Raw genomic sequence first — 25708 nt, 5'->3', positions numbered from 1 at the left:
CGGGATGGCACACTCGGTACAGGACATCCGGAGGCGAGGAGGGCCAGACGTGTTGCTACGCCAGGTGATCGGGAACGTCTTCCGCCGGTTGCGGCGCGAGCGGGGGATCACCCTGCGCGAGCTCGCCGAGCTGGCCCAAGTGTCGGTGCCCTACCTGTCCGAGATCGAGCGCGGCCGCAAGGAGCCGTCGTCCGAGATCCTGGCCGCGATCTGCCGCGCGCTGGACCTCGAGCTGACCGACCTGCTGGCCGAGGTGCAGTTCGACCTGGCGACCGCGGTCCGGTCCACGCTGCCGATCCACCTCCAGACCGCAGCGATCCGGGTCGAGCAGTCGGCTCCGCGTCGGGTCACCTCGTCCCCGCGTGCCTACTCCGGCTCGGCCGAGGCCTTCTGCCTGGTCGCCTAGGTCGTGCGCTGGTACGACAACCCGACCGCACGCTCCTGGCGTACGGCGCCTCCGCCTGACGAGGTGCTGGCGTTCCACCAGAGCCTGCCCGGATACCTCCCGACACCGCTGACCCCTGTCCCGTCCTTGGCCGCTGAGCTGGGCGTCGGCCAACTGCTGGTGAAGGACGAGTCGCAGCGGCTCGGCCTGCCCGCGTTCAAGGCGCTCGGCGCGTGGTGGGCGATCCATCGGGCGATGCAGGACCACGCAGGGCCGGTGGAACTCGTCACCGCGACTGACGGCAACCACGGACGCGCAGTGGCTCGCCGTGCCGCCATGCTCGGGCTGCCGTCCCATGTGTTCGTCCCGGACGTCGTGAGCGAGGCCGCGATCGACGCGATCCGATCCGAGGGCGCGACGGTGACCGTCGTACCTGACACGTACGACGCCGCGGTCGCCGAGGCGGCGACGTACTCGGATGACCCTGGTCGGCTGTTGATCCAGGACTCGGCCTGGCCCGGGTACGAGGTGGTGCCGCAGCACATCGTGGACGGCTACTCGACTCTGTTCCGCGAGATCGACGTACAGCCCGACCTGGTTGTCGTGCCGATGGGTGTGGGGTCGATTGCGCAGGCAGCGGTCACGTACTACCGCAGTGGTTCGTCCAGACCCGCGGTGCTCGGGGTCGAGCCCGGGTCGGCGTCGTGCGTCACCACGAGCCTGCTGGCCGGCGAGCTCGTCTCCGTGCCCACCGGCAAGACGGTCATGGCCGGCCTCAACTGCGGTACGGCGTCCACGCTCGCCTATCCCGTACTCCGTTCAGGCCTCGACTGCGCGGTCACAGTCGACGACGACGAGGCACTGCAAGCTGTGGACGACCTGCAGTCGGCCGGCATCTCCTCAGGCCCGAGCGGTGCCGCAACCCTGGCCGGCCTCCGGGCCGCCCGCGACCGCCTGCAGCTCACCGCGGACAGCACCGTCATCCTGATCAGCACTGAGGGAGCCTGAGGAAGCAGTGAAGTCGGTCGAGCTGGTGGTGCGGTTTCCGGTGGACGACGTGGAGCTGTCGACGCTGCATGCGCTGGCGTTCGGTGGCGAGGTCGCGGTGCAGGCCTGGCGGGAGCGGTTGGAGCGGTGGGCGCTGACCTGGGTAGGGGCCTTCAGCAACGAGCAGCTCGTCGGGTTCGTACAGGTGTGCTGGGACGGCGGTGCACATGCGTTCGTGCTGGACACCGCCGTACATCCGGACCACGGACGGCAGGGCATCGGGAAGCGGCTCGTGCTTGCTGCGGCCGAGGAGGCGAAGGCGGCCGGGTGTGAATGGCTGCATGTGGACTACGAGCCACACCTGACCGCCTTCTACGTCGACGCTTGTGGGTTCCGACCGACCGACGCGGCCCTGCTCAAGCTGAGATAGCGGTCAGGCGCTCGGTGGAGACGCAGGAGATCAGGCAGCGCTCCTTCGCGTCGCCGAGCAGGTCGGCAGTCCACGTGGTGAAGCCACCATCGCCCAGCTCCGCGCCGTCGCAGCCGATGCCCAGCGCCGTACCGGTGTAGTAGTTCCGGCCCTTCTCCCGCGCGGCGTCCTCGAACAGCTCGGTCTTCAGCGCCGGGCGGACAGTGTCGTCGATCCGCTCCCGCACAGCCGACGGCGTGAACGTCGTGAAGGTCAGTTCAGCCGCGTCACCCAGTACGTCGTGCCAGTACCGCAGGTGATCGACCAGCAGCTCCGCCTCGGTCCGGCCCGAGCCCGTGTCCCGCGCACTCGACACCAGCACGAACAGCTGGAAGTGCGCGAACATCCCCGGCCCGTCGACCGCCTGCGCGCGCACGACCCGCTGGCACGCGGCCAGATCAACCCGTGGCTCACCGGCACGACGCCGTACGGCGGCCTCGATCGCCAGCTCGTTGGTCGGGTCGCTGGCGACCTCGGTGCTGCGGATCGTGCTGAGCACCTGGTGCTGGTTGATGGTGGAGACCGCCGAGCAGGTGCCGAGCGGCGTCACCGGCGACAGCTCGACGCCCGCGAACTGGTCCGGCAGCAGCTCCCACAGCCGCTGCTGGGTCTTCACGAGCTGCCGCGGGTCGGACGTGGACGGCTGCACGAACCGGTCCTGCTGCCAGCGCTGCAGCAGCCGCGCCGGCGTCACCTTCGCGGCTCGGCCATGGCTCACGTCCAGCAGCACGGACTGCAGGTCCGACGGACTCAGCCCGTCGACCAGCGCCTCCCGGCTGCCCGCCGGCAACTTCGCCCAGATCCGTTCGCTCACGTCACCCATCGCCCTACTCTGACCGACGCGTGGACGACAGCGCTCCCCAATTCTTCTGTACCTACTAGTATGTCGGGGACCGAGCGGAAGGGTGTGGACCGTGTACGCGATGCAGTACGAGATCACGTTGCCGACCGACTACGACATGGGGATCATCCGGCGCCGGGTGGAGACCACCGGGCACCGGCTGGACGACTTCGACGGGCTGGGGATCAAGGCGTACCTGATCCAGGACCGGGCGAACGGCGCGATGATCAACCAGTACGCGCCGTTCTACCTGTGGAACGACTCGGCCGGCATGGGCCGCTTCCTCTGGGGCGGTGGGTTCTTCAGCGCCATCTGCACGTCCTTCGGCCGCCCATCGGTGCGGCACTGGACCGGTGTGGAGGCACTGGCCGGTCCGGAGGCGGATCAGCCCGCGCGGAGCGCAACCAGGCACACGCAGACGCTGGCCAACGACGTGGACCCTGCCGACCCGGTCGGTGCCGCGCTCGAGGTGCTGCGCGAGAACGCGGCGCGGTCCGGCGTCCACGCTGCGGCGCTGGCCGTCGATCCCAGTCGCTGGGAGCTGGTCTTCTTCACCTTGTGGAGCTCGCCGGAGCCGGGTGCGGTGCCCGGCACGCGGTACCAGGTGCTGCACTTGTCCACACCCGGAAGAAAAGATCTGCTGGGACGCTGATTTCGCCGTATCTTTCAAGACATGAGATATCCGAGCCCGCACCTTTGACGCCCTGACCGCCTACCGAAGAGCCTGTCCAGCCGCATCGTCGCGTACGAGGCGCTGCAGGACTTCATCCCGCTGTATCCGCTGTACCAGCTGCTGTTCGCCGACCACGGCTTGTCGGCTGCCCAGATCTCGATCCTGTTCGTCATCTGGTCGACGACCGCCTTCGTGCTCGAGGTGCCGTCCGGTGCCTGGGCCGACACGTACTCGCGGCGGAAGCTGCTGGTCCTCGGTGCACTGATCAGCGCGCTGGGGTACGCGGCCTGGATCACGGTGCCGTCGTTCGCCGGCTTCGCGCTCGGTTTCGTGCTCTGGGGTGTCTCGTCCGCGCTGATCTCCGGCACGTTCGAGGCCTTCGTGTACGACGAGTTGGCCGCCCGCGACTGCACCGACAAGTACGCCGGGCTGCTCGGCCGAGCCAGGTCCGCCTCGCTGATCGCCAACCTGGCCGCGACCGCGTTGGCCGCGCCATTGTTCGACCTCGGTGGCTACGTGCTGGCGGGAATCGTCAGTGTTCTCAGCTGTCTGGTTCAGGCTGCGGTTGCGCTGACTCTCCCGGAGGCCCCGGCCGTTGAGCCGGCCCAGCCGGAGGAGGACGAGCCGCACTCGACCTCCACCCGGGCTGCGCTCGCCGAGTACTGGACGATGCTGCGGGCCGGTGTGACCGAGGCGTTGACCAGCCGGGCCGTCCGGCGATCGGTGGCGTTGGTGGCCGTGCTGGGTGGCTTCCTTGCGTTCGACGAGTACTTCCCGCTGCTCGCCAGAGATGCGGGAGCGTCGACCACGGTCGTGCCGTTGCTGATCGCGGTGATCGTCGCCGCACAGGCGATCGGCAGTGCGCTCGCCGGACCGGCGTACAAGTTGCCAGCAGCAACCTTTGCGATCGGGCTCGGCGCGACGGCCGGACTCGTCGCTTGGGGTGCGCTGAGCCGCACGGCCTGGGGCTTCGCCCCGATCGCGATCGGGTACGGCGTGATGCAGCTGGTGATCGTGGTCGCGGAGGCGCGGCTGCAGGACTCGATCACCGGTCCGGCGCGGGCGACCGTGACGTCGGTGTCCGGGTTCTTCGCCGAGGTGGTCGCGGTCGCGGTGTTCGTCGGGTTCGCGGTCGGCTCACTGTGGTTCAGCATGGCGATCCTGGTCGCCGCGTTGACGATTCCGGTGTTGCTGACGGCGATCGTCGTACCGTTCGCGCTGCCGCCGGCGAAGAATTCGGTGTCGGCCGAAGTATCCGACGCCTAGCCTCGCAGGCATGAAGAAGGACAGCGTTCTGGCGGTGAGTGCGGCGGCGGTGGCCGTGGTGTTGTGGGCTGCGGCGTTCGTGGCGATCCGCCATGTCGGGCACGAGTTCTCGGCCGGTGCGCTGTCGTTGGGGCGGTTGCTGGTGGGCAGCGTGCTGCTCGGTGTGTTCGTGTTCGCTCGGCCGCGCCGCTGGCCGGCGAGGGGTGACTGGAAGTTCCTGCTGGTGTGCGGCCTGTTGTGGTTCGGCGTCTACAACCTCGCGCTGAACGCGGCCGAGCAGCGCCTCGACGCCGGCACGACCTCCATGCTGGTGAACATCGGCCCGCTGTTGATCGCCTTGCTCGCCGGAGTGCTCTTGCACGAGGGCTTCCCGCGCCAGCTGGTGATCGGGAGCGTCGCCGCGTTCGGTGGAGTGGTGCTGATCGGGCTGTCCTCGTCGAGCGGTCGGGCCGAAGCATGGGGCGTCGTCCTGTGCCTCGTTGCCGCGGCGGCGTACGCGATCGGGGTCGTCGCGCAGAAGCCCCTGCTCGCCAGGCTTCCGGCGCTCGAAGTGACCTGGCTGGCCTGCGTGATCGGCACGGTCGGTTGCCTGCCGTTCGCGCCGACCCTGGTCCGGGAGACGGCCGACGCGCGGCCGTCGACCATCTGGTGGGTCCTGTTCCTGGGCGCGTTTCCGACCGCGATCGCCTTCACGGCCTGGGCCTACGCGTTGGCCCGGACCACGGCCGGCCGGATGGGCGCGACGACGTACCTGGTCCCGCCGTTGACGATCTTCCTCGGCTGGCTGCTGCTCGACGAGAGCCCGAAGCCACTGGCCTATGTCGGCGGCCTGCTCTGCCTGATCGGGGTCGCGATCTCGCGCTACCGGTCGCGGTCGGCCAAGGTCGCGATGCCGGCGGTCAGCACGGCCAGCCCGGACTCGAAGCCGCTGTCGAAGTCGTAGGCGAGACCCTCCGGGCCCAGTTCCTTGACCACTCGCACCAGCGTCGGCGCCTTGCCCTCGGGCAGTCCCTGTACCCGGGCGAGCAGGTCGGGAGCCAGGTCGAACGTCTCCGAGCGAACCGACGCCTCGCCGAGGGCGAAGCCGTGGATGAAGTCGACCAGCGTGTTCACCGACTCGACGATCCGCCGCGGTGACAGCCCGGCCCGGTCGAGCGCGCGGTAGTACGGCTCCACCGTCACGACCACGACCTCCGACACCGCCGACGTGTCGGACAGCACCTGCAGCGCCAGGTTGGGATGCGCTCGCAGCGCGTTGCGATACGCCCGCGCCGCCTCCTTCAGTTGCTCCTGCCACGGCACCGTGTCGCCCGGATCGGTCTGCTCGACGCCGGCGAACACGAGCTCCGCGAGCCCGCCCAGAACGGCGGCCTTGTTCGGCAGGTGGTGGTAGAGCGACATCGGGTTGACCCCGAGGGTCGACGCGAGCCGGCGCATGGTGAGCGCGTCGATTCCCTCGTCGTCGACGATCCGCAGCGCCGCCGTCAGGATCGCCTCCCGGCTCAGCCGCTCCTCGCCGGCGCGGGGTCGACCGGACCGCTTGCCAGCATTAACCATACGCCGTATGGTACATAACCATACAACGTATGGAAAAAGGAGCTCTCAGCATGAAGCCGTTGGCGGGGAAGGTTGCGTTGGTGACGGGGGCGAGCCGGGCGGCCGGCCGCGGGATCGCGGTCCAGCTCGGCGCCGCGGGCGCGACCGTGTACGTGACCGGTCGCACCACGAAGGGGCAGCGGTCGGAGATGAACCGGCCCGAGACGATCGACGAGACCGCCGAGTTGGTCGACCAGGCCGGCGGTCGCGGCATCGCCGTACCGATGGACCACCTGGATCCCGAGCAGGTCCGCGCGCTGGTCGAGCGGATCGAGGCTGAGCAGGGCGCGCTGCACATCCTGGTGAACGACATCTGGGGTCAGTTCGGCGAACCCGAGTGGGACAAGACCGTCTGGGAGAGCAACCTCGAGGACGGCCTGCGACTGCTTCGGCTCGGCATCGACACTCACGTCATCACCAGCCACTACGCGCTGCCGCTGCTGATCAAGTCCCCGGGTGGCCTGGTCATCGAGATGACCGACGGCACGAACGAGTACAACGCGGACAACTACCGCGTCTCGTTCTTCTACGACCTCGCCAAGGGCGCCGTCAGCCGGATGGCGTTCGCCCTCGCCCACGAGCTCGACAAGTACGACGCGACCGCCGTCCTGCTCACTCCCGGCTGGCTGCGGTCCGAGGCGATGCTCGAAGGCTTCGGCGTGACCGAGGAGACGTGGCGGGACGCGACCGAGCGGATCCCGCACTTCGCGATCTCCGAGAGCCCGTCGTACGTCGGCCGCGCGGTGGCAGCCCTGGCCGCGGATCCCGACGTACGGCGCTGGAACGGCAAGTCCACGTCGAGCGGCGAGCTCGCGCAGGTCTACGGCTTCACCGACCTCGACGGCAGCCAGCCGGACGCGTGGCGGTACATGGTCGAGGTGCAGGACCCCGGCAAGCCGGCTGACACCACTGGCTACCGCTGAAGCCGCTAAAGGTTGTACGGCGGGCAGACCGCGCTGCCATCGGCCGGAGTCGCCAAAGCGCGCAGGTCACCGGACAGCGCAGCGTGTGGATGGGCGGCCGCGATCGGAATCCCCGACGCGGCCGCCAACTCCAGCAGCTCCCGCCGTGAGGTCACAGCCCGCGCGGGATCCCGCTCGTACACATAGATGAGCTCCGGCCACCGAGCCTGCGCCGGATGCACCAGCACGTCCCCGCCGAGCACCGCCCGCTCAGTCACTACCGACTGATGCCCGGGCGTATGCCCCGGCGTCGGCACCAACCGCAGCCCGCGCAACCCGGTCTCGCCGTCCACCACCCGGAGCTGATCGGCGTCCACGATCGGCCGGAGCATCCGCTCGTACGTCGCCCCGCCCCGCACATGCTCGAGCTCAGCCCGCTGTACGACGTACTCCGCGTTCACGAACCGCGGCTTGTCGGCGTCCGCGCTCCACCCCACGTGGTCCAGATGCACATGCGTCAGCACCACGGTGTCGATGTCGCTCTCCCGTACGCCGACCTTCTCCAGCAGCCCCGGCAGCCGCCCGCTCACCCCCAGCCATTCGGCGGCCTCACCGCCTGCCGGGCCTATGCCCGCATCGACGAGCACGACACCGGAGTCCCCGGTCACCAGATAGCTGTGGAAATGCAGCCACCAGCCCGCGGCCCGCACGTTTCCGGGCATCACCGCCGATGTCCACTCCGCATGCTCGGCACTCCACCCCGGCAGCGCGTCCTCGATGGGCTCCGGGAATACCGCCACCGCATCACACAACACCGTCACGTCCACCGGCTCAGTCTCCGTCAGTCGAGGAGCATCCAGGTGGCCAGACCGGCCATCAGCAAGGCGATGGTGGAGTCGAGAACCTGCCAGGCCCGCGGGCGGGCGAACAGTGGCGTGAGCTTGCGGGCGAAGAACCCGAGCGCGAAGAACCAGGTGAACGACGCGGTCACAGCGCCGATGCCGTAGATCCAGCGGCCGTCGGCACCGCGCTGGTTGGCCAGCGATCCGAGCAGTACGACGGTGTCGAGATACACGTGCGGGTTGAGATAGGTGAAGCCGAGGCAGGTCAGCAACACGCTCCGAAGGGCAGCGGGGGCGTGATCGGCCGGGCTGATCGCGCCGGGGTTGAGCGCTCGTCTCGCGGCGAAGGCGGCGTACACGAAGAGGAAGGCGGCGCCGCCGTACTTGGCGATGCCGAGAGCGAGCTCGCTGCGGGTGAGGAGGGCGCCGAGGCCGGCGATACCGCTGGAGATGAGGAGTGCGTCGGAGAGCGAGCAGACCAGCACCACCGGCAGCACGTGCTCGCGGCGCAGGCCCTGGCGCAGCACGAAGGCGTTCTGCGCTCCGATCGCGACGATCAGGGACAACGTCGTGGCAAAACCGGCAAGGAGGGGCATGTCTACGACAGTAGGAAACCGAGTCCCATCAAACCAGCTAAAGATTCTGAAGTGGCATTAGCATGGCTTCATCATGCAGATCGACTCCGCACAGCTCGACACCTTCGCCGCCGTGGTCGACGAAGGCAGTTTCGACGCCGCCGCGCGCCGGCTGAACGTCACGCCCTCGGCGGTCAGCCAGCGGATCAAGGCACTGGAGAGCCGGCTCGGCCAGGTCGTCGTGATGCGCGCCAAACCGGCTCAGCCGACCGAGGCGGGCGAGGCCCTGCTCCGGCTCGCCAGGCAGGTGTCGCTGCTGGAGTTGGAGGCGATCGCGGCGGTCCGTGGCAAGGTCGACACGCTCCGCCTGCCGATTGCCGTGAACGCGGACTCGCTGAACAACTGGTTCCTGCCCGCGATGCTCGACCTGTCGGAGCAGCACGCGGCGCGGTTCGTCGTCCATCAGGAAGACGAGGAGCACTCCGCGGAGTTCCTTCGGAACGGAACCGTGCTCGCCGCGGTGACCGCCGATCCACGGCCGGTGCAGGGCTGTCGCGTCGTACCACTGGGGAAGATGCGGTACCTGCCGGTCGCCACGCCCACGTACGCCGAGCGCTGGCTGGCCGGGAAGCCGTTGCCGGACGCGCTTGCTGAGGCGCCGATGATCGTGTTCAACACCAAGGACCTGCTGCAGCACCGGCTGCTCCGCAAGGTCACCCGGCGCAAACTCGACCCGCCGACCCACGCGGTGCCGGCGCCCGGAGCCTTCCACCAGGCCGTCCGGATCGGCCTGGGCTGGGGCATGATCGAGGACGAGGTCGCCCAGCCCGAGCTGGCCGCCGGCCGCCTGGTCGATGTTGCCCCAGGCAAGTACGTCGAGGTCCCGCTGTACTGGCAGCACTGGAAGCTCCAGTCGAGCATCCTGGACGCGCTGACCGCCGCCGTCCTCCGCGCCGCCTCCGTGGGGCTCAGAGCGGGCGGTGCATGACGTGCAGTCCGACGTACCCGTGCTTGGGGTGATGGAAGGCCTCGGGGACGGTGCCGATGATGCTGAAGCCCAGGTCCTGCCACAGGTGCACGGCCGCCGCGTTGGTCTCGACGACGGCGTTGAACTGGATCGACCGGAAGCCTGACCGCCGAGCCCAGTCGATCATGTCCTCGCAGAGCAGCCGCCCGACGCCCTTGCCGCGAGCGGCTGCGCCGACCATGAAGCTCGCGCTCGCCACGTGGGAACCCGGACCGGGCCGGTTCGGGTACATGTTGGCGCTGCCCAGAACGGTGCCGTCGGCATCGACCGCGACCGTGGTCCGGCTCAGCGGGTCCTTGGACGGCGACATCCAGAGCGTCTCCGCCTGCTCCTCGGTGAGCTCCGGGTCGTAGGCGTACGTCTCCCGCGCGGTGACGATGTCGTGGAAGAACGGCCAGATCGCCGCCCAGTCGACCGGGGTCGCATTCCTGATCTGTACTGACATAGTGCGAGAAGCATCACCCGAGAAGCCCAGGATGCCAACCACATTCCCGATAGACTGTTCGAGGATGACAAATACCGTGTTCCAAGGGCTCCCGCGCTGGAGTCTGGCCGTGCCCCCGTTGGCATTCCTCGTTCTGCTGGTCTCCTGGGGTCGCGATCTGGGTGTCGTCCTGCTGATCCTGGTCTGTGCCGGTCTCGGCGCTGCCGTGATCGCTGCCGTTCACCATGCCGAGGTCGTCGCGCACCGCGTGGGCGAACCGTTCGGCACGTTGATCCTGGCGCTCGCGGTGACCGTGATCGAGGTCGCGCTGATCGTGACACTGATGGCCTCCGGCGGCGACAAGGCGTCGTCACTCGCGCGGGACACGGTGTTCGCCGCGGTGATGATCACCTGCAACGGCATCCTCGGGCTGTCTCTGGTCGTCGGCTCGCTGCGCCATCACGTGCAGGAGTTCCGGGTCCGGGCGTCCAGCGGTGCCCTGGCGGTGATGACCGCGCTCGTCACACTCAGCCTCGTGCTGCCGACGTTCACGACCAGCGCGCCGGGCCCGCAGTTCAGCGGCGCCCAGCTCGCCTTCGCGGGGGTTGTCTCCCTGGTGATGTACGGCGTCTTCGTCTTTGTCCAGACCGTCCGCCACCGCGACTACTTCCTGCCGGTCCTCGCCGGTACGCCGGAAGTCCAGCGGCACCGTGATGTCGAAGCACCGGCTGTGGTCGACGAGGAGGACCACGACGAGCACGCGGTCGCACCGAGCGGCAAGACCGCCCTGCTCAGCCTGGGCTTGCTGTTCGTCTGCCTGATCTCGGTCGTCGGCCTGGCCAAGACGGTCTCGCCGAGGCTCGAGTCCGCGGTCGAGTCGGCCGGCGCGCCGCTCGCGGTCGTCGGTGTCGTCATCGCGCTGTTGGTGCTGCTGCCGGAGACGGTTGCCGCAGTCCGTGCAGCACTGCGGAACCGCCTCCAGACCAGCGTGAATCTCGCGCTCGGGTCGGCGCTCGCCAGCATCGGCCTCACCATTCCGGCCATCGCGATCGCGTCCATCTTGCTCGACGGACCGCTGGTGCTCGGTCTGGGTGGCAAGGAGATGGTGCTGTTCGCGCTGACCGTGGTGACCGGCATCCTGACGCTGGCCACTGGGCGGGCGACTCTGCTGCAGGGCGCCGTACACCTGATGGTTTTCAGCGCGTTCCTGTTCCTTGCGGTAAGCCCTTGAGGTAGTCGATCACCGCCTGCTGGTGATTGTGATCGGCCCAGCCGAGTGCGTTCCCGCCGTACGACGGATCACGCACCTCCGGGTCGGCGCCTAGTTCGATCAGCTTCTTCACGGTGTCGAGGTGGCCGTAGAGCGCGGCCTGGTGGATCGCGGCGCACCCGCCCATGATGTTGAGGTCGAAGCCCAGGTTCTTCAATGGTGTGAGGGCTTCCGTTCGGCCGATCTCGCCGGCCCGGATGGGGAGGTAGGGGTTGCGGGCGACGGCACGGGCAGCGAGCTCGGGGCTGATGGCCGGGGTGTCGCCTCGCATGATCGCGGCGAACACCTCGTGCACTTCGTCCAGCGGCGCTGCACCGGCGGCGCGAAGGAGCTCGGCGATCTCGGTGTGCCCTTGTACGGCGGCCAGCTCGTAGGCTCGGTGTCCGCAGAAGACCGGGTGCTCGGTCCCACGGCCCTCCGGATCGGTGCCTTGGGCAAGCACCAGCTCGACCCGATGCCGCAGGCCCTCTGACGAGGCGAACACCAGCTCGTCCTCCAGGAGCTGCTGCGGTGTTGGGTGCGCAGCCGTCATCCGTTCATGCCAGGGACCGCCGTCGCCCCGGCCGAGTCCGTACTCGAGCAGGAGCTCCAGGTGGACGTCGTCGTACGGCGGGGGAGCGCCGGGACCGCAGTTGTACATGGTCTGGCTGTCGTTCGGGTCGGCGCCGGCGTCGAGCAGCAGCCGCGCTAGTTCGACCCGGTTCCGATGCGGTGGTTGATCGCCTTCACCACGGCCGAAGACGCCGGTCACCGCGGTGAAGGGCGACGGCAGGCCTTGCCAGAGGTAGCCGGCGTTCGGATCTGCGCCGTGTTCGAGCAGGAGGCGGGCGATCTCGACCTGGTGGGGCGCGTCCAGGCGGCTGTAGGTCAGGTACAGCAACGGCTCCCAGCGGTACGGTCCGCCTTCTGTGCGTGCCTGCTGGGGAAGGTCTTCACGGACGGCGTCCAGCTCGCCGGCCGCCACCTTGGTGTAGATGTTGCTCAAGGCAATGTCCGGGAAGCGGTCGAGCAGTTGCCGCGCGGCGTGCTGCCGGGCCGGATCGTCCTGCCCGTAGTGCAGGGTCGCCAGCCGGAGGAACTCGTCCGCTCGCTGCTCGGGCGTGTCGAGCGGGCCGCCGATCGGCTGCCGATGCGGTGACCGGCTGTACCGGTCGACCAGCTCGAGGTGCCGCACGATCTTCGGCCAACTGGGGAATCCGTAGCTCCGGGCGATCACCAGTTGGGCGTCGGCCAGCGTCTGCACCGGGTGGAACTCGGCGGCCAGGGCGACTGCGTCGGGATCGTCGGCACGGACCTGCTTGAGCAGCTGCTTGGCCTGCTTGCGCAGGTGGTCCAGGTGCGGGTCGTTCGGGAGATTCCGGGTCGGCATCGCGACCTCCTCTCTGCGAGCCTGCTGTCCGCGTCGTCAGGCGAGAAAGGAGGTGAACATCAACCGCACAACTCCGTGACCAGGTGGGCTGAGCCCTTCCCGCGGACCGGTGGCGCCCTGAGCGCCTACCGGCAGGCTAGCTCAGAGAGGCTTTTCCATCCACCATTCGGTGAACTCGTGGGCGCGGTCCTTGTCGAGGCGGATCACCCACAGGTTGCTGAACTCGGCCGGCGGTTCGGTCAGGTACGTCGTCCAGCCCCGGACGAACCCGACCCCGTCGCCGAACCCGAGCACGTCGTACTCGAACGTCGTCTCACCCGGCGCGTCCGCGACCTCCAGCCAGGCGGTGACGATCGCGTCCCGGCCGAGCACCGGCTCCTCGTCCGGCCGGCGGTACCAGGCGGCGTCCTCGGTCCACAGCGCCGCGATGTCGGCCGGATCGTTCGACTCCCAGGCCTTCCGGTACTTCGCGACCCAGCGGTCGAGGTCCTTCTCCTTCACGCGATCCGGCGGTGGTTGAGGACGACCGCCGCCGGGTTCGCGAGTACGGCGGGGTGCTCGCGCGGATCGGCGTCGTACGTGACGAGGTTGCCGTTGCCGCTGAGACCCAGGTACTCCTGCGCACTCGTCGACGCGGCGGCCAGCGCCTGGTCCACAGTCAGCCCGTGTTCGACGAGCAGGGCGACTTCCCCGGCCACAGAGCCCACGACATCTGATCCGGTCAGCACGTGGACGCCGTACCGGTCGGCGAGCGGGAGCACCGAGGCGAGGTACTCCGACCGGGCCCGGCGTCGCGACTCCTGCTCCGGGTTGGGGTTCGGGACGCTGCCGACGGAGGCGCAGAGAGTCGGCGTCCAGGCGCCGCCGCGGGCGCCGAGGATCTCGAGGTCCTGCTCGGTGAGCGACGTACCGTGCTCGATCGAGTCGACGCCGACCCGGATCAGGTCGCTGACGATCGGAGTGTTCGTGTGCGCCGCGACCCGCGCACCTCGTGCGTGCGCGAGGTCGACCATCGCCTGAATGACGTCGGTCGGGTAGGTCTGCGCCACCTCGCTGCCGCGGATCGGCCCGTCCGGTCCGACCTCCGGAAAGTCGGCGACGAGCTTCAGCCACGTCGCGCCGTCCGCGATCTCGGCCTCGACCGCGGCCAGCAGGTCTTCCGGGGCGACCGGTTCGTGCATCCCCGGGAAGTAGCGGCCGTCCGGGGCGAGGAACCGCCCCGCCGCGAGCACGAACGGCCGGCCGTCGTCCTCGGTGGTAGCCAACTTGAGCGTCACCTCACGGTTGCCACCGACGTCCCGCAGCGCGCTGACCCCGGCGTTGGCGAGCTCGCCGAGCCGCTCATTCGCGAAGTCCGCACCGAACATCACCGGCCCGTTGTCGCCGGGCCCCATCGTCAGGTGACAGTGCGAGTCCACCAGCCCCGGCACGCCAAACCGCCCGGGCAGCACCGCGTCACCCCCGACCCCAAACGCGAGCCGGGCAGTGTCCCCGGCCGGCAGAACCGTCCCCTCGAACACCCAGGTCGTCACCCCGCCATCTTCCCCTACCGCGAGACCCAGCTCACATTCCGCGTTACTTGAACATGTTCAAAAGCTGGCGCTACGGTCTACTTGAACGTGTTCAAAAGTGAGGAGAGTGATTGGCATGACCGTGACGACGTACCTGCTGTACCTGGTGATCTCAGTGCCGCTGATCGTCTGGGTGGCGCGCACGCTGAGCCGGAACGGGCGGATCTTCCTGGTCGACGTGTTCCGCGGCAACGAGGACTTCGCCGACGCGGTGAACCGGCTGCTCGTGGTCGGGTTCTACCTGGTGAACCTCGGCTTCGTGACGCTGTTCCTGCGCTCCGACAACACTGTGGTGGACGCGCGTGGCGTGTTCGAGGAGCTGAGTGTGAAGCTCGGCATCGTGATGCTCGTGCTCGGCGCGCTGCACCTGACGAACGTCTGGATCTTCAACGCGATCCGCCGCCGCAGCCGGATCGACGAGATGACCAACCCGCCGGTGCCGCCGAACGACGTGCTCCCGCCTGCAGCCCCGGCCGGCGCCCTGACCGGGACCGAGCCGCCGCCGCGCTTCGGTTACTGACCATGCGTGAGTTGACCGTCCTGTACGACGAGCAGTGCGGGCTGTGTCGCCGGTTCAGGGCGTGGCTGGCGGCGCAGCGGCCGGCGCCGAACGGGCATGGCGGGGTGGTGCACTTGCGGTTCGTCGCGGCGGGGTCGGCGGACGCGCGGGCGCTCTACCCCGACCTGGACCACGCGGCCACGCTGCGGGAGGTGACAGTGGTCGCCGACGACGGTTCCGTGTACGTCGGCGACCGGGCGTGGATCGTGTGCCTGTGGACAACGCGGGAGCACAGGCACACCGCCGTACGGCTGGCGAGTCCGGCGATGCGGCCGGTCGCGCGGGCCATGGTGCAGGCGGCCGCTGGGCTGCGGAGCTGGAGCAGTGTTCGGGCCGGGGGTGACTACGCTGACCGATGTGACGGAAAGTGCGACGTCGAAGGGTGAGCAGACCCGGGAGCTGATCCTGTCCACCGCGCTGCGGCTGTTCCGCGAGCAGGGGTACGGCAAGACGACGATGCGCGCGATCGCCACCGAGGCGGGCGTGTCGGTCGGCAACGCGTACTACTACTACAGCTCCAAAGAACACCTGATGCAGGCGTACTACGACCACCTGCAGGACCAGCACCGGGAGGCGGTCGCCCCGATCCTGGCCGCGGAGAAGGGGTTCGTGCCGCGGTTGACCGGCGTACTGCGGACCTGGCTGGAGGTCGCGGCGCCGTACCACGAGTTCGCCGGCACGTTCTTCAAGACCGCGGCCGAGCCGAAGAGCCCCCTGTCACCGTTCAGCGACCAGTCACGCCCGGCCCGGGAGGCGAGCGTCGAGATCTTCCGCCAGGTGGTCGATGGCTCGGACCTCAAGCTGCCGACCGACCTGAAGGCGGAGCTGCCCGAGCTGCTGTGGCTGATGCAGATGGGCATCGTCCTGTTCTGGGTCCACGACGACAGCACCGACCTCCGCCGCACAAAGGCCCTCATCGACCGCTCGGGCCCCCTGGTCGACCGCCTGCTCCGCCTGACCCGCGTGCCCGGCGTCCGCGGCGTAGTCAACGACCTCGTCGGCTTGATCCGCTCGGTAAAGGCCTAACCCACGGCCTACCCACGCGTGCCGCGCAGCACTCGTGGGCAAGAACTACTCCCCGGTCAGCCCGTCGATTCGTTCGCGGAGAAGGTCGGCGTGGCCGTTGTGGCGCGCGTACTCCTCGATCATGTGCAGGAGGAGGTAGCGCAGCGAGTGTTCGCCCTCGTGCTTCGGCCGGATGAACGTGTAGTCGAGCTCGTACCCGGCCGCGATCCCGTCGGAGATCTTCACGATCTCCAGGTAGCCGGCGAGGTCGTCCTCGGCCTGTGCGGGGTCGACCAGGTCGAAGTCGCCGTCCGGGAACTCGTTGCTCCAGAACTTGTGCTGCACTTCCTGCCCCGCGAGGCAGCGCTGGTACCAGTACCGCTCGACCTCGGTCAGGTGGCGGACCAGCCCGATCAGCGACATGCTCGACGGCTCGACCGTGCGCTGGACGAGTTGCTCGCCGGTCAGTCCGGACAGCTTCCAGAGCAGCGTGCCGCGGTGGAAGTCGAGGAAACCCTGCAGGAGCTCGCGTTCGCTCCCGACCTTGGCCGGGATCACCCGGGAGTCAGCCGTAGTCACGCGCTGAACCTATGTGACGGACCTCCTGTGGACAACTCACGTGCGCGTGCCCCCTGGTGCCGTAGACTGGCGAAGACGGCCCGCCCAGTTCTGCCTCGGGCCGGTGAGCGCAGCACACTGCGCCAGCAGTCGACTACCACGCGCCGCGGCCCGAGCCGCGCCGGGCAGGACGACCCCCCGACTTTTGGAGCACTACATGGCGGCCAGCCGCCCCACGTCCACATCCACGCAAGCCCAATCCACGTCCACCTCCCGTCCCCGCCGCAGGCGCCGCTCCGGCGCCCGGCCCGACGGTGCGGGTGCGCCTTCCAGCACCACCGCCTCCGCCCCGACCTCCACTGCAGACGGCAGTAGCCGACAGCGCTCGAGCCGCGGACGGCAGCGCCAGCGCGGCGACCGTCAGTCGAAGGTTGTCAACAGCAACAACACTGCAGAGCTCAACGACTACGACGACGTGGCCGAGTTGGTTGTCCCCGACAACCTCACGTTCGCGGATCTCGGCGTACCGAACCCACTCGTGGCAGCACTGTCCGCGGCCGGTGTGACCAAGCCGTTCCCGATCCAGGCGGCGACGCTGCCGGACTCGCTGGCCGGCAAGGACGTGCTCGGTCGCGGGCGGACCGGCTCCGGCAAGACGTACGCGTTCGTGCTGCCGGTGATCGCCCGACTCGCCGCGAGTGGTTCGAAACGCCGGCCGCATCAGCCGCGGGCACTGATCCTGGCTCCGACCCGTGAGCTGGCGACCCAGATCCAGGCGTCGATCACGCCGCTGACCGACGCGTTCGGTCTGCGCACGATGACGATCTTCGGCGGCGTCGGCCACGGCCCGCAGATCACTGGCCTGCGCAAGGGCGCCGACATCGTCGTCGCATGCCCGGGCCGGCTCGAGGACCACCTGCAGGCCGGTCACGTGAGGCTCGACGCGGTCGAGATCACGGTGCTCGACGAGGCCGACCACATGGCCGATCTCGGCTTCCTCCCCGCCGTACGGCGGATCCTCGAGGCGACCCCGGCCGACGCCCAGCGGCTGCTGTTCTCGGCCACGCTGGACGCCGGCGTCGACGTACTCGTGCAGCGGTTCATGACCGACCCGGTCACGCACAGCGTCGACTCGGCGCAGTCGCCGGTCGCGAAGATGACCCACCACGTGCTGCACGTCCAGTCCGACTCGCGGCTGCCGGTGCTGGTCGACCTGACCGCGGCGCCGGGCCGGTCGCTCGTCTTCACCCGGACGAAGTACGGCGCCAAGGCGCTGACGAAGAAGCTGATCGCCCAGGGCGTCCCGGCCGTCGAGCTGCACGGCAACCTGTCGCAGGGCGCCCGGACCCGGAACCTCGAAGCCTTCGGCAACGGTACGGCGAAGACGCTCGTCGCGACCGACATCGCGGCCCGCGGTATCCACGTCGACGACGTCGCGCTGGTGATCCACGCCGACCCGCCGATCGAGCACAAGGCGTACCTGCACCGCTCGGGTCGCACGGCTCGCGCGGGTGCCGAGGGCACGGTCGTCACGCTGATGACCGACGACCAGGTGCGCGACGTCCGCGACCTCACCCGCAAGGCTGGGATCGCCCCGACGATCACCAAGCTCACCGCCGGCGACCCGCTCCTGACCGAGCTGGCGCCGGGCGAGCGCACCTTCGTCGAGCCGACGCTCAAGGCACCGGAGCGCGTCGCGTCCACCGGCGGCGGGTCAGGCCGAGCCAACCGCCGCCGCCGCGGATCCCAATCGGCGACGGGCCAGCGCTCCGCCGCTCAACGCCCTGGCGACGCCGGTGGGCCGAAGCCGGCCGGTTCGCCACGCGGCCGCGGCCGCTCCAAGTCCGCCAGCACGCCGAAGACCTACACCACCAGCACCCCAGGCTCCACCCCCCGCACCGCCACCGCCGCCGCCTTCTCCACCAACACGCGAACCGGCTCCTCCCGCCGAGCCCGCTAACTCGCTGGCCCAAGCCAACGACCGCTGACCAGACGATCTGGGCCAGCGGTCGTTGGGTCGTTGGGCTGGTTAGGGGTTGGTTGGGTGGGACTTGCGGGCGCGGTGGGCTCGGACTCGGCCTCGGGTGGCGCAGGTTGGGTTGGGGCACCAGCGGCGGCGGTTGGAGGGGTCGGTGAAGACTCCTCGGCAGTCGTGTTCTGGGCACGCTGAGAGGAATTGGCGCTCGGGGCCGGTCAGGTGATCGACTGCCTGGCGGGCGATTCGGGCGAGGGCTTCGGTTGCGGTTGTGGGGCGGGTGCGGGTCAGGCGGTTGGTTAGCTTCAGTTGCAGCGGGTCGTTGTCGAGGAAACGGGCGAGCGCTTTCACGTGCGCTGGGTTCGGGCGTGCGCCGTCTACCGTCGCCAGTGCGATGGGGCGCAGAGTCTCGCGTAGCTGGTGCGCTGACGCCAGGTCCTCGGCGGTGACCTTTCGTGTGGGCCGCAGCTCAACTCGGTCGAGCCACTCCGAGAACCGCTCGATTGTGGGCATCCGCTCTACGGGGTGTTCTCCGAAGTGCGTGCCGCGGGTCGCGAGCAGGTTCAGCCACGTCGCGCCCAGGTCGAAGCGAAACTCCATGCGATCAGCCACCTGGACATCGTAACGCCCAGGCCGTTACGTTGGTAACGTGTCAACCGTTACTGAACCAGGCCGGGCCGGCGTCCGCGTCCGGGCCGTGCTGGGCGACGTCGCTCCCGACGAGCTCGGCGTCTGCGACTCGCACGACCATCTGTTCTTCCGGTCGGTCGTGTTGCCCGGGCAGGAGCTGGATGACATCAACGCTGCGCTGGCGGAGGCGCGGGACTTCGCCGCGGCGGGTGGGCAGGCGATCGTGCAGTGGACGCCGCACGGGTTGGGGCGACGCGCCGCAGAGTTGCCGGAGATCTCCAGGAATACGGGAGTTTCTATCGTCGCGGCGACCGGGCTGCATCGGGCCGAGCACTATCCGGAAGGGTTCGTCGACGGAGTGCGCGACCGGCTGGCGGAGATCTTCGTCAGGGAGCTGACCGTTGGTATCGGCAACAGTTCGGTCAAGGCTGGTTTGATCAAAGTGGCCGGCGGATTCCATGTGCTCGACCAGCATGCGCAGCTCGTGATGCGTGCTGCCGCGGAAGCGCATCACGCGACCAGGGCGCCGATCGCGGTTCATCACGAGCACGGTTCCGCGGCTGACGCCGTACTGGATCTGCTGGTCGACGAGCTCGCCGTACCGCCGTCGAGTGTGATCCTCGGGCATCTCAACCGGTCACCCGATCATCGGGCGCACCGGGAGCTGGCCGAGCGGGGCGCTTGGCTGGCGTTCGACGGGCCGTCGCGGGCGAACCACGCGACCGACCCGTGGCTCATGGAATGCCTCAAGACGCTCGTCGACCAGGGGTACGGCGACCGACTGCTGCTCGGCGGGGACACCACGACCGCGCGGGCTCGGGCTGCGACCGGAGAAGGGCCCGGCATGCCGTACCTGCTCACTCACCTCCGCCCGCGGATCGAACGGCAGTTGGGTAAGGATGTCGCCGAGGCGATCTTCCGGACCAACCCCGCGCGCGCCTTCGCGGTCGAGTGGCGCGGCTGAGAGTACGGTTCGCTCGTGAGCGTCGTTGCGCAGGTGTTCGTCGTACTGGCGGGTGTGTTCCATCTGGCGGTGTTCGCGATGGAGAGCCTGCTGTTCCGCAAGCCGAGTACGTATCGGCGGTTCCTGGTCAAGGACGACGCGGAGGCTGCGGTCGCGGCGCCGTGGGCGTTCAACCAAGGCTTCTACAACCTGTTCCTGGCCCTCGGTGCGCTCGGCGGGCTGATCGCCGGCGGCGACAAGGGGCACGCGATCGCGCTGTTCAGCTGCGCGTGCATGGCCGGCGCAGGCATCGTCCTGATCGCCTCCGACCGCCGGATGGTCCGGGCGGCCGCCGCGCAGGCCGTCCCGCCGATCGCGGCGCTGCTGCTCGCCGCCGTGCTTTAGCCGGTGCCTCGAGCCGCCTAACTCAAGACGGTGACTCGAGCCGCCGTGATTTAGCGGTTGACTTAAAGTGCACTTGATGTCCGAGTCTTCTCGGCATGACCACGACAGCCGCGGACCCGACCAGCATTGAAGCCCCTCCCACGAACGATGGCGTGCTCTCGCCGCAGTACCGGGCATTGACCATCGGGATGGTCGCGCTCATCACCCTGGTCGCGTTCGAGTCGCTGGCCGTCACCACCGCCATGCCGACGGTCGCCCAAGCGCTCGACGGGCTGTACCTGTACGCCCTCGCGTTCGGCGGACCGCTCGCTTCCGGCGTGGTCGCGATGGTCATCTCGGGCACCTGGAGCGACCTCAAGGGCCCGACTCGGCCGCTCTGGCACGGGACAGCCTGGTTCCTGACCGGTCTGCTCATTGCCGGCCTCGCGCCGACGATGGAGGTGCTCGTAGCCGGGCGGATCATCCAAGGCTTCGGGTCCGGCCTGCTGACGGTCGCCCTGTACGTCGTGGTCGGGCAGCTGTACCCGGCCAAGCTCAGGCCTCGCATCTTCGCCGCCTTCGCCACCGGCTGGGTCGTGCCTTCGCTGGTCGGTCCCGCGATCGCCGGTCTGATCGTCGAGCACACCAGTTGGCGGATCGTGTTCCTCGCCGTACCGGCGATCGCGATCCCGGCCGCGCTCGTGATGCGGCCCGGTCTCGCACGCGGGGACGCGCACGAAGTGCGGTCCGGACGGCTGTGGGATAAGCGCGCGCTCTGGGCAGTCGCAGCGGCGGTCGGTGTGGGGCTCCTGCATTACGGCGGTCAGCAGCACGGCGGACTGCAGTTGGTCCTGCTTGCGGTTGGTCTGGCCGGTGTCGTCGCGTTCGCCCCGAAGCTGCTGCCGAGCGGTACCTTCACCTTCAAGGCCGGCCTTCCGTCGGTCGTCGCGCTGAGAGGGTTGGTCGCAGCCGCGGGCTTCGGCGCGGAGGTCTTCCTGCCGCTGATGCTGACCCGGGAGCGCGGGCTGTCTCCGGCGGTCGCCGGTCTCGTGCTGACCGTCAGCGCGCTGAGCTGGACCGCCGCCTCCTGGTACCGCGGCCGGCCCAACCAGCCGTACTCTCACGCGGTCTTCCTGCAGGCGGGCATGGTCGCGATCCTGCTCGGCATCGTCACCGCGGCGCTGACCCTGAACGACAACGTCCCGGTCGTCGTCGGCATCCTCGGCTGGAGCCTCACCGGCCTCGGCATGGGTACGGTCTTCCCGACCCTGTCGGTCCTGGTGCTCGAGTACTCCGAGCGCGACGAGCAGGGTGCCAACAGCTCGGCCCTCCAGCTCAGCGACTCGTTGTCCACCGCAACGGTCCTGGCCGTCGGCGGCTCACTCTTCGCCGCCCTCGAACCACACTCCGCCCCAACCGCCTACCTGGTCGCCTTCGCCCTCCCAGCCTTACTCGCACTCCTTGGCGTCCAGGCGGGCCGCCGTACTACTCCTTCGAGCCCGTGACCGCGATGCTGGCGCCGAGGCCGATGATCATCAGGCCGCCGGTGCCGCCGACCAGCTCGAGGCGGCGTGGTGAGCGGGCGAACCACTCACGGGCGGTGCCGGCGACCAGGGCCCAGACGCTGTCCGAGACGAGGGCGATCGCGATGAAGATCAGGCCGAGCAGCAGGATCTGCAGCCACGCCGGGCTGCTCGCGCCCGGGTCGACGAACTGCGGCAGCGCGGCGGCGAAGAACACCGCCGTCTTGGCGTTGGTGATCCCGACCAGGAACCCCTGACGCATGGTCCGGCGGCTGCTGCCCGGCTTCACCCCGCTCGTCATCGCCTCGACCAGCGACTTGCGGCTGCGGAACGCCTGCACGCCGAGATAGATCAGGTACGCCGCTCCCGCGAGCTTGACCGCGGTCAGGGCGATCGCGCTCGCGGCGATCAGGGTGCCGAGGCCGAGCGCGACCGCGATCAGCAGCACTGCGGCGCCGACGGTGTTGCCGACCATCGTCAGCACCGCCTCCCGCCGCCCGACCGCCAGCGCCCGGCCGACGATGAACAGCACACTCGGACCGGGGACGACGATGATGATGAACGCGGTGATCGCGAACGCGACCAGATGATGAGCGGACGGCATCTGCCCAGGTTAAGTGCGAGGTGGGGAACGTCACCCCACTTGTCCACGCGTTGACCCCCCTCCGACCTCACCGCTACGGTTCGGGGGACAACCTGCGGTGCCATGAGGGAAGCCGGTGAGAGTCCGGCACGGCCGCGCCACTGTGAGCGAGCACTGCTCGTGAGTCAGGACGCTCGGGCACCAGCAGCCTTTCGAAGGGGACGCGCACTTCCCCAGGAGGTTCAGATGGCAGCTCCTGCCCGCACAGTCGCCGTACCGGCCATTTCACCCCGGCTGCTCGCCGTCGCGCTGCTCAGCGTCGGCCTGCTGCTCCTGCTCGGCTATCTGGTCGCCTTCGACCAGGGCGCCGTGTCGCAGTCGGGCATGTACCTGCACGAGCTGATGCACGACGGCCGGCACCTGCTCGGCGTCCCCTGTCACTAGCCCGATGCGCACCTTCGGATCGCTCCTGGTGCGCGGACTGATCGTCGGACTCTTCGCCGGCCTGCTGGCCGGAGCTTTCGCATACACGATGGGCGAGCCGCACATCGACGCCGCGATCGCGATCGAGGAGGCCGCCGGCGCGCACACCCATGACCACGACGACGGCACTGCTCAGGAAGCTGAGGAGGAGCCGCTCGTCTCCCGGGACGGCCAGCGGGCCGGCCTGTTCCTGGCCACCACCCTGTACGGCGTCGCCCTCGGCGGCATCTTCGCCGTCGGGTACACCCTGCTCCGGCGCAAGCTGCGGACCGGCAACGACTCGTACGCCGCTCTCGGTCTGGCCGCGGCCGGGTTCGTCGGGATCGTCCTCGTGCCGTTCCTGAAGTACCCGCCGAACCCGCCGGCCGTCGGCGACCCCGAGACGATCACCCGCCGTACCGTCACCTATCTGCTGACCCTGGTGATCGGACTGCTCGCAGTGTGGGCCGGCGTCGCCGCGTCCCGCTGGGCCGCCCGGTACGGCGACCTCGCGCGGCTCGCCGGTGGGGTCGGTGCCTTCCTCGTCACGATCGTCGCGGCGTACCTGATCCTGCCCGCGATCAACGAGGTTCCGGGGTCGTTCCCCGCTACGCTGCTGTGGCAGTTCCGGTTCGCTTCGCTCGGTACGCAGGCGACGCTGTGGCTCCTGCTCGGCTTCGGGTACGCCGCCGCCGTGGACCACCGGCTGTCCCGACAAAAGGTGCGTACTGCATGAGCACGCTGACGCTGGTCGCGCATGCCCTGACTCCCGCGTTGCGCGGCCTCGTCCTCGGTGGTGACGCCGAGCCGGACCCGGCCAGCCTGTCGGCCGCCCGCGAGCGCAAGCTCGAGGCCGACGCGGTGTACGCCGGGCCCGAGGTGGCCGCCGTACGCACGGCAGAGGCCCTCGGCCTGACCCCGGTCGTCGAGGAGGCGCTACGGGACCGGGAGTACGGCGAATGGTCCGGCCGCGAACTCGAGGAGCTGCTGGCCGCCGAGCCGGAGCGGGTCGCCGCCTGGCTCGAGCATCCGCACACCGCGACACCGGGTGGCGAGACCGAGAACGACGTACTGACCCGGGTCGCCGACTGGCTCGGTGACCTCGGCGAGCAGGAGGAGCGCCGTACGGTCGTAGCCGTCGTCCACCCCGCGGTCGTGAGGGCGATCGTGCTCTACGTGCTCGATGCTCCCGCGGAGTCGCTCCGCCACGTCGACGTCCGTCCGCTCGCGACAGTCACCCTCTCGGTCCACAACGCATCCTGGTCGCTCGCGTTCACCTGAGGAGCAACCCGAAGGCGAATCGCGGCTTGGCATCGCGGGAGTTGGCAGGCAAGGTGTATGACGGTTGGTGTCACCGAAAGGACCACCCGTATGACGCTTACCCAGGCCCGCAACTTCCTCCGCTCGGAACTGCTAGCGGTCGCGGCGACCGTCGTACCGGACCAGACACCCGCGGTGACCCAGGATGTCGGTCCGGTGAGCCCGGGCGCCCTGTCCGACGACCGCGGGCCGGAGTCGGTGTGCACGATCACGGTCGAGACCGGCGACCCGACCTCCCCGGACCCCGAGGCCCTGATCAGCTTTGCCGCCGAGACGCTGGAGGCGCGCGGCTGGAAGGTCGAGGACGAGCCCGCCGAGGACGGCATGTACCGCGTCCTCGCCCACCGCGACGGCTACGACCTCACCGTAGAAGCCCACAACACCGACTGGCGCATAACCTTCACCGGCCAAACCCCCGCCGCCGACGACCTGTAGCTCCTCCGCACACGGTTCCTATCCACGCGTCATGACTGGCACCCGGCGGGTGGCGTTTTCGAGGAGGCGGCCGATCAGTTGTAGTTGCCGGCCTCGTCTGGGCGCGGATTACCGATGCGGATCTTGGGTAGACGTACAGAACCCCGGGTGCCCGCATGATGGGCGGCCCCGGGGTAGAGCAGCCCCGCTGTGACCGCCCGGGAGTTGGCGCTCCCTTCGCCCGGGGAGTGTCGCGGGGCTGTTCGCTGCTGACAGCGTTCCAGCGCCAACCGGCGGGATTGGGGCGGAGCGGCGGCGTAGCACGCGTGGGCTGGTCAGCTGGTGGCGGCTCGTTCGGTGGCGCTTCGGAGGACGCAGAACTCGTTGCCTTCGGGGTCCTGCATGACGACCCAGCCGGTGCCGTCGGGTTCGCGGCGGTCGTGGGCGATGGTGGCGCCGAGGGTGCGCAGCCACTCGACCTCCTCGTCGCGCGGGCCGTCCGGCTCGAGGCACAGGTGGACGCGGTTCTTGACGACCTTTTCGTCGTCGTTCTGCTCGAACAGGAGCGTCATCGAGTCCGTCACGACGGCGGCGTACGGGTCGCCCGGCTGGTCGTCGTCGGGGCGGGGAGCTTTCAGGACCTTCAGCCAGAAGCCGGCCAGCTCGTAGGGGTCGTGGGTGTCGAAGGTCACGGTGCGCACGCGTGAGGTCATGGGATCACTTCCGGAAGAAGAGGCGGTCGTCGGCGAGGACAGGATCCAGGTACGGCGTGAAGCCGGCGGCGACCGCGAGGTCAGTGAGGGCGTCCGCCGTCCACCGGTGGACGTGGATGTTCATCGGATGGCCGCCGTACCCGGAGGTCTTGTGCGTGGTCTCGGTGCCGACGTGGAAGCCGACGCAGAGGACGCCGCCGGAGGCGAGCACGCGGTGGAACTCGGCGAACGCGTCCGGGACAACCTCGCGGGGCAGGTGGATGATCGACCACCAGGAGATCACGCCGCCGACCGAGCCGTCCGGCAGGTCCAGGGCCGTCATCGACCCGACGCGGTAGTCCGGGCCCGGATGGTCGCGCCGGGCGATCTCGATCATGCCGGGGGACAGGTCGACACCGATCACCGTCAGGCCGCGCCCGTGTCGTACGAGGTCCGGATGTCA

Annotated in this window: 32 protein-coding genes, 1 pseudogene and 1 riboswitch; of the genes and pseudogenes, 20 read left to right on the top strand and 13 right to left on the bottom strand. The window is 69.3% G+C overall.

Annotation, left to right across the window (positions count from 1 at the left end; genetic code table 11):
* The first annotated feature begins 49 nt into the window (after nt 1-49).
* The 3 genes from ACIBL3_RS02105 to ACIBL3_RS02095 are packed head-to-tail and all read left to right on the top strand — an operon-like array spanning nt 50 to nt 1802.
* Nucleotides 50-406: a helix-turn-helix domain-containing protein gene (locus tag ACIBL3_RS02105; protein ID WP_396351304.1), complete on the top strand. Its 357-nt coding sequence runs from the start codon at nt 50-52 to the stop codon at nt 404-406.
* Nucleotides 407-409: 3 nt separating this feature from the next.
* Nucleotides 410-1393, top strand: a complete 984-nt coding sequence (locus ACIBL3_RS02100; RefSeq protein WP_396351303.1) for a pyridoxal-phosphate dependent enzyme — start codon at nt 410-412, stop codon at nt 1391-1393.
* Nucleotides 1394-1400: 7 nt separating this feature from the next.
* Complete coding sequence (locus tag ACIBL3_RS02095) at nt 1401-1802, top strand: GNAT family N-acetyltransferase (protein ID WP_396351302.1); 402 nt, start codon at nt 1401-1403, stop codon at nt 1800-1802.
* On the opposite strand, the gene ACIBL3_RS02090 is transcribed toward ACIBL3_RS02095, so the two are convergent.
* Nucleotides 1789-2664 (bottom strand): hypothetical protein, encoded by an 876-nt coding sequence (locus ACIBL3_RS02090; RefSeq protein ID WP_396351301.1) that lies wholly within the window; start codon nt 2662-2664, stop codon nt 1789-1791. The genes ACIBL3_RS02095 and ACIBL3_RS02090 overlap by 14 nt on opposite strands.
* Before the next feature lie 100 nt (nt 2665-2764).
* Here ACIBL3_RS02090 and ACIBL3_RS02085 point away from each other — a divergent pair, with 100 nt between their 5' ends.
* The 3 genes from ACIBL3_RS02085 to ACIBL3_RS02075 all read left to right on the top strand — a co-directional run bounded on the left by ACIBL3_RS02085 (nt 2765) and on the right by ACIBL3_RS02075 (nt 5564).
* Nucleotides 2765-3334: a DUF4865 family protein gene (locus tag ACIBL3_RS02085; protein ID WP_396352296.1), complete on the top strand. Its 570-nt coding sequence runs from the start codon at nt 2765-2767 to the stop codon at nt 3332-3334.
* 72 nt (nt 3335-3406) lie between these two features.
* Nucleotides 3407-4621 (top strand): MFS transporter, encoded by a 1215-nt coding sequence (locus ACIBL3_RS02080; protein WP_396352295.1) that lies wholly within the window; start codon nt 3407-3409, stop codon nt 4619-4621.
* Nucleotides 4622-4631: 10 nt separating this feature from the next.
* Nucleotides 4632-5564 carry a DMT family transporter gene (locus tag ACIBL3_RS02075; RefSeq protein ID WP_396351300.1) on the top strand — a complete coding sequence of 311 codons (933 nt, stop codon included), beginning with the start codon at nt 4632-4634 and terminating at the stop codon, nt 5562-5564.
* On the opposite strand, the gene ACIBL3_RS02070 is transcribed toward ACIBL3_RS02075, so the two are convergent.
* Nucleotides 5483-6178, bottom strand: coding sequence for a TetR/AcrR family transcriptional regulator (locus ACIBL3_RS02070; RefSeq protein WP_396351299.1), 696 nt, complete (start codon nt 6176-6178; stop codon nt 5483-5485). The two genes, ACIBL3_RS02075 and ACIBL3_RS02070, sit on opposite strands and share 82 nt — an antisense overlap.
* Nucleotides 6179-6228: 50 nt before the next feature.
* Between ACIBL3_RS02070 and ACIBL3_RS02065 the strand changes: the two genes are divergently transcribed.
* Nucleotides 6229-7140, top strand: a complete 912-nt coding sequence (locus tag ACIBL3_RS02065) for an SDR family oxidoreductase (RefSeq protein ID WP_396351298.1) — start codon at nt 6229-6231, stop codon at nt 7138-7140.
* Nucleotides 7141-7145: 5 nt separating this feature from the next.
* Here the strand turns inward: ACIBL3_RS02065 and ACIBL3_RS02060 are convergent, their stop codons facing one another.
* Nucleotides 7146-7946, bottom strand: a complete 801-nt coding sequence (locus tag ACIBL3_RS02060; RefSeq protein ID WP_396351297.1) for an MBL fold metallo-hydrolase — start codon at nt 7944-7946, stop codon at nt 7146-7148.
* Nucleotides 7947-7960: 14 nt separating this feature from the next.
* Nucleotides 7961-8557, bottom strand: coding sequence for a LysE/ArgO family amino acid transporter (locus ACIBL3_RS02055; protein WP_396351296.1), 597 nt, complete (start codon nt 8555-8557; stop codon nt 7961-7963).
* 73 nt (nt 8558-8630) lie between these two features.
* On the opposite strand from ACIBL3_RS02055, the gene ACIBL3_RS02050 reads away from it, so the two are divergent.
* Nucleotides 8631-9524 (top strand): LysR family transcriptional regulator ArgP, encoded by an 894-nt coding sequence (locus ACIBL3_RS02050; protein ID WP_396351295.1) that lies wholly within the window; start codon nt 8631-8633, stop codon nt 9522-9524.
* Here the strand turns inward: ACIBL3_RS02050 and ACIBL3_RS02045 are convergent.
* Nucleotides 9505-10008 carry a GNAT family N-acetyltransferase gene (locus tag ACIBL3_RS02045; RefSeq protein WP_396351294.1) on the bottom strand — a complete coding sequence of 168 codons (504 nt, stop codon included), beginning with the start codon at nt 10006-10008 and terminating at the stop codon, nt 9505-9507. The two genes, ACIBL3_RS02050 and ACIBL3_RS02045, sit on opposite strands and share 20 nt — an antisense overlap.
* 64 nt (nt 10009-10072) lie before the next feature.
* Between ACIBL3_RS02045 and ACIBL3_RS02040 the strand changes: the two genes are divergently transcribed.
* Nucleotides 10073-11218 (top strand): calcium:proton antiporter, encoded by a 1146-nt coding sequence (locus ACIBL3_RS02040; RefSeq protein WP_396351293.1) that lies wholly within the window; start codon nt 10073-10075, stop codon nt 11216-11218.
* Here ACIBL3_RS02040 and ACIBL3_RS02035 read toward each other — a convergent pair.
* The 3 genes from ACIBL3_RS02035 to ACIBL3_RS02025 form a co-directional block, all read right to left on the bottom strand.
* Complete coding sequence (locus ACIBL3_RS02035; protein ID WP_396351292.1) at nt 11184-12626, bottom strand: ankyrin repeat domain-containing protein; 1443 nt, start codon at nt 12624-12626, stop codon at nt 11184-11186. The two genes, ACIBL3_RS02040 and ACIBL3_RS02035, sit on opposite strands and share 35 nt — an antisense overlap.
* A gap of 141 nt (nt 12627-12767) precedes the next feature.
* On the bottom strand, nt 12768-13127 hold the full coding sequence (locus ACIBL3_RS02030; RefSeq protein WP_396351291.1) for a YybH family protein: 360 nt from the start codon (nt 13125-13127) through the stop codon (nt 12768-12770).
* Nucleotides 13124-14158 (bottom strand): amidohydrolase family protein, encoded by a 1035-nt coding sequence (locus ACIBL3_RS02025; RefSeq protein WP_396351290.1) that lies wholly within the window; start codon nt 14156-14158, stop codon nt 13124-13126. The genes ACIBL3_RS02030 and ACIBL3_RS02025 overlap by 4 nt, the downstream gene beginning before the upstream one ends.
* 115 nt (nt 14159-14273) lie before the next feature.
* On the opposite strand from ACIBL3_RS02025, the gene ACIBL3_RS02020 reads away from it, so the two are divergent.
* From ACIBL3_RS02020 to ACIBL3_RS02010, 3 genes are read left to right on the top strand one after another with little or no spacing between them, the layout of a single operon-like run.
* Nucleotides 14274-14717, top strand: coding sequence for a hypothetical protein (locus ACIBL3_RS02020; protein ID WP_396351289.1), 444 nt, complete (start codon nt 14274-14276; stop codon nt 14715-14717).
* 2 nt (nt 14718-14719) lie between these two features.
* Nucleotides 14720-15142 (top strand): thiol-disulfide oxidoreductase DCC family protein, encoded by a 423-nt coding sequence (locus ACIBL3_RS02015; RefSeq protein WP_396351288.1) that lies wholly within the window; start codon nt 14720-14722, stop codon nt 15140-15142.
* A complete protein-coding gene (locus ACIBL3_RS02010; protein ID WP_396351287.1) occupies nt 15114-15782 on the top strand; it encodes a TetR family transcriptional regulator in 669 nt (222 codons plus the stop codon). Before ACIBL3_RS02015 ends, ACIBL3_RS02010 begins: the two co-directional genes overlap by 29 nt.
* Nucleotides 15783-15827: 45 nt before the next feature.
* On the opposite strand, the gene ACIBL3_RS02005 is transcribed toward ACIBL3_RS02010, so the two are convergent.
* Entirely contained in the window at nt 15828-16340 is a 513-nt protein-coding gene (locus ACIBL3_RS02005) for a DinB family protein (protein ID WP_396351286.1), read from the bottom strand.
* A 454-nt stretch (nt 16341-16794) separates the two neighbouring features.
* Here ACIBL3_RS02005 and ACIBL3_RS02000 point away from each other — a divergent pair, with 454 nt between their 5' ends.
* Complete coding sequence (locus ACIBL3_RS02000; RefSeq protein ID WP_396351285.1) at nt 16795-18279, top strand: DEAD/DEAH box helicase; 1485 nt, start codon at nt 16795-16797, stop codon at nt 18277-18279.
* Between the two features lie 69 nt (nt 18280-18348).
* On the opposite strand, the gene ACIBL3_RS01995 is transcribed toward ACIBL3_RS02000, so the two are convergent.
* Nucleotides 18349-18906, bottom strand: a complete 558-nt coding sequence (locus tag ACIBL3_RS01995; RefSeq protein ID WP_396351284.1) for a CGNR zinc finger domain-containing protein — start codon at nt 18904-18906, stop codon at nt 18349-18351.
* Between the two features lie 37 nt (nt 18907-18943).
* Between ACIBL3_RS01995 and ACIBL3_RS01990 the strand changes: the two genes are divergently transcribed.
* The 3 genes from ACIBL3_RS01990 (at nt 18944) to ACIBL3_RS01980 (ending at nt 21756) form a co-directional block, all read left to right on the top strand.
* Nucleotides 18944-19888, top strand: a complete 945-nt coding sequence (locus ACIBL3_RS01990; protein WP_396351283.1) for a phosphotriesterase — start codon at nt 18944-18946, stop codon at nt 19886-19888.
* 15 nt (nt 19889-19903) lie between these two features.
* Nucleotides 19904-20272, top strand: coding sequence for a DUF1304 family protein (locus ACIBL3_RS01985; protein WP_396351282.1), 369 nt, complete (start codon nt 19904-19906; stop codon nt 20270-20272).
* Between the two features lie 95 nt (nt 20273-20367).
* Nucleotides 20368-21756 carry an MFS transporter gene (locus ACIBL3_RS01980; RefSeq protein WP_396351281.1) on the top strand — a complete coding sequence of 463 codons (1389 nt, stop codon included), beginning with the start codon at nt 20368-20370 and terminating at the stop codon, nt 21754-21756.
* Here ACIBL3_RS01980 and ACIBL3_RS01975 read toward each other — a convergent pair.
* Nucleotides 21737-22378 carry a LysE family translocator gene (locus ACIBL3_RS01975; RefSeq protein WP_396351280.1) on the bottom strand — a complete coding sequence of 214 codons (642 nt, stop codon included), beginning with the start codon at nt 22376-22378 and terminating at the stop codon, nt 21737-21739. The two genes, ACIBL3_RS01980 and ACIBL3_RS01975, sit on opposite strands and share 20 nt — an antisense overlap.
* A gap of 107 nt (nt 22379-22485) precedes the next feature.
* Nucleotides 22486-22551, top strand: a riboswitch (cobalamin riboswitch).
* Nucleotides 22552-22603: 52 nt separating this feature from the next.
* Between ACIBL3_RS01975 and ACIBL3_RS01970 the strand changes: the two genes are divergently transcribed.
* From ACIBL3_RS01970 to ACIBL3_RS01955, 4 genes are all read left to right on the top strand, one after another.
* The gene (locus ACIBL3_RS01970) at nt 22604-22801 is read left to right on the top strand and encodes a CbtB-domain containing protein (RefSeq protein ID WP_360478643.1); all 198 of its coding nucleotides are present in this window, start codon (nt 22604-22606) and stop codon (nt 22799-22801) included.
* A 4-nt stretch (nt 22802-22805) separates the two neighbouring features.
* Nucleotides 22806-23555, top strand: coding sequence for a CbtA family protein (locus ACIBL3_RS01965; protein WP_396351279.1), 750 nt, complete (start codon nt 22806-22808; stop codon nt 23553-23555).
* A complete protein-coding gene (locus ACIBL3_RS01960; RefSeq protein WP_396351278.1) occupies nt 23552-24100 on the top strand; it encodes a histidine phosphatase family protein in 549 nt (182 codons plus the stop codon). The genes ACIBL3_RS01965 and ACIBL3_RS01960 overlap by 4 nt, the downstream gene beginning before the upstream one ends.
* A 90-nt stretch (nt 24101-24190) precedes the next feature.
* Nucleotides 24191-24574, top strand: a complete 384-nt coding sequence (locus tag ACIBL3_RS01955; RefSeq protein WP_396351277.1) for a hypothetical protein — start codon at nt 24191-24193, stop codon at nt 24572-24574.
* 314 nt (nt 24575-24888) lie between these two features.
* Here ACIBL3_RS01955 and ACIBL3_RS01950 read toward each other — a convergent pair whose 3' ends face one another.
* Together ACIBL3_RS01950 and ACIBL3_RS01945 are read right to left on the bottom strand one after the other, a co-directional pair.
* Nucleotides 24889-25266, bottom strand: a complete 378-nt coding sequence (locus ACIBL3_RS01950) for a VOC family protein (protein WP_396351276.1) — start codon at nt 25264-25266, stop codon at nt 24889-24891.
* A gap of 4 nt (nt 25267-25270) precedes the next feature.
* Nucleotides 25271-25678, bottom strand: a pseudogene (locus ACIBL3_RS01945) (class I SAM-dependent methyltransferase); the annotation flags it as partial.
* Nucleotides 25679-25708: the final 30 nt, after the last annotated feature.

The sequence above is a fragment of the Kribbella sp. NPDC050124 genome (assembly GCF_044460355.1).
GTDB lineage: Bacteria > Actinomycetota > Actinomycetes > Propionibacteriales > Kribbellaceae > Kribbella.
This window is presented reverse-complemented; position numbering and strand designations above follow the sequence as displayed.

Excerpts from the sequence above, each read along its gene's own strand:
- ACIBL3_RS02090 (WP_396351301.1), bottom strand. The coding sequence starts at position 2,664 with ATGGGTGACGTGAGCGAACGGATCTGGGCGAAGTTGCCGGCGGGCAGC.
- ACIBL3_RS02085 (WP_396352296.1), top strand. The coding sequence starts at position 2,765 with ATGCAGTACGAGATCACGTTGCCGACCGACTACGACATGGGGATCATC.
- ACIBL3_RS02075 (WP_396351300.1), top strand. The coding sequence starts at position 4,632 with ATGAAGAAGGACAGCGTTCTGGCGGTGAGTGCGGCGGCGGTGGCCGTG.
- ACIBL3_RS02070 (WP_396351299.1), bottom strand. The coding sequence starts at position 6,178 with ATGGTTAATGCTGGCAAGCGGTCCGGTCGACCCCGCGCCGGCGAGGAG.
- ACIBL3_RS02065 (WP_396351298.1), top strand. The coding sequence starts at position 6,229 with ATGAAGCCGTTGGCGGGGAAGGTTGCGTTGGTGACGGGGGCGAGCCGG.
- ACIBL3_RS02055 (WP_396351296.1), bottom strand. The coding sequence starts at position 8,557 with ATGCCCCTCCTTGCCGGTTTTGCCACGACGTTGTCCCTGATCGTCGCG.
- ACIBL3_RS02050 (WP_396351295.1), top strand. The coding sequence starts at position 8,631 with ATGCAGATCGACTCCGCACAGCTCGACACCTTCGCCGCCGTGGTCGAC.
- ACIBL3_RS02045 (WP_396351294.1), bottom strand. The coding sequence starts at position 10,008 with ATGTCAGTACAGATCAGGAATGCGACCCCGGTCGACTGGGCGGCGATC.
- ACIBL3_RS02040 (WP_396351293.1), top strand. The coding sequence starts at position 10,073 with ATGACAAATACCGTGTTCCAAGGGCTCCCGCGCTGGAGTCTGGCCGTG.
- ACIBL3_RS02035 (WP_396351292.1), bottom strand. The coding sequence starts at position 12,626 with ATGCCGACCCGGAATCTCCCGAACGACCCGCACCTGGACCACCTGCGC.
- ACIBL3_RS02020 (WP_396351289.1), top strand. The coding sequence starts at position 14,274 with ATGACCGTGACGACGTACCTGCTGTACCTGGTGATCTCAGTGCCGCTG.
- ACIBL3_RS02015 (WP_396351288.1), top strand. The coding sequence starts at position 14,720 with ATGCGTGAGTTGACCGTCCTGTACGACGAGCAGTGCGGGCTGTGTCGC.
- ACIBL3_RS01980 (WP_396351281.1), top strand. The coding sequence starts at position 20,368 with ATGACCACGACAGCCGCGGACCCGACCAGCATTGAAGCCCCTCCCACG.
- ACIBL3_RS01975 (WP_396351280.1), bottom strand. The coding sequence starts at position 22,378 with ATGCCGTCCGCTCATCATCTGGTCGCGTTCGCGATCACCGCGTTCATC.
- ACIBL3_RS01970 (WP_360478643.1), top strand. The coding sequence starts at position 22,604 with ATGGCAGCTCCTGCCCGCACAGTCGCCGTACCGGCCATTTCACCCCGG.
- ACIBL3_RS01965 (WP_396351279.1), top strand. The coding sequence starts at position 22,806 with ATGCGCACCTTCGGATCGCTCCTGGTGCGCGGACTGATCGTCGGACTC.
- ACIBL3_RS01960 (WP_396351278.1), top strand. The coding sequence starts at position 23,552 with ATGAGCACGCTGACGCTGGTCGCGCATGCCCTGACTCCCGCGTTGCGC.
- ACIBL3_RS01955 (WP_396351277.1), top strand. The coding sequence starts at position 24,191 with ATGACGCTTACCCAGGCCCGCAACTTCCTCCGCTCGGAACTGCTAGCG.
- ACIBL3_RS01950 (WP_396351276.1), bottom strand. The coding sequence starts at position 25,266 with ATGACCTCACGCGTGCGCACCGTGACCTTCGACACCCACGACCCCTAC.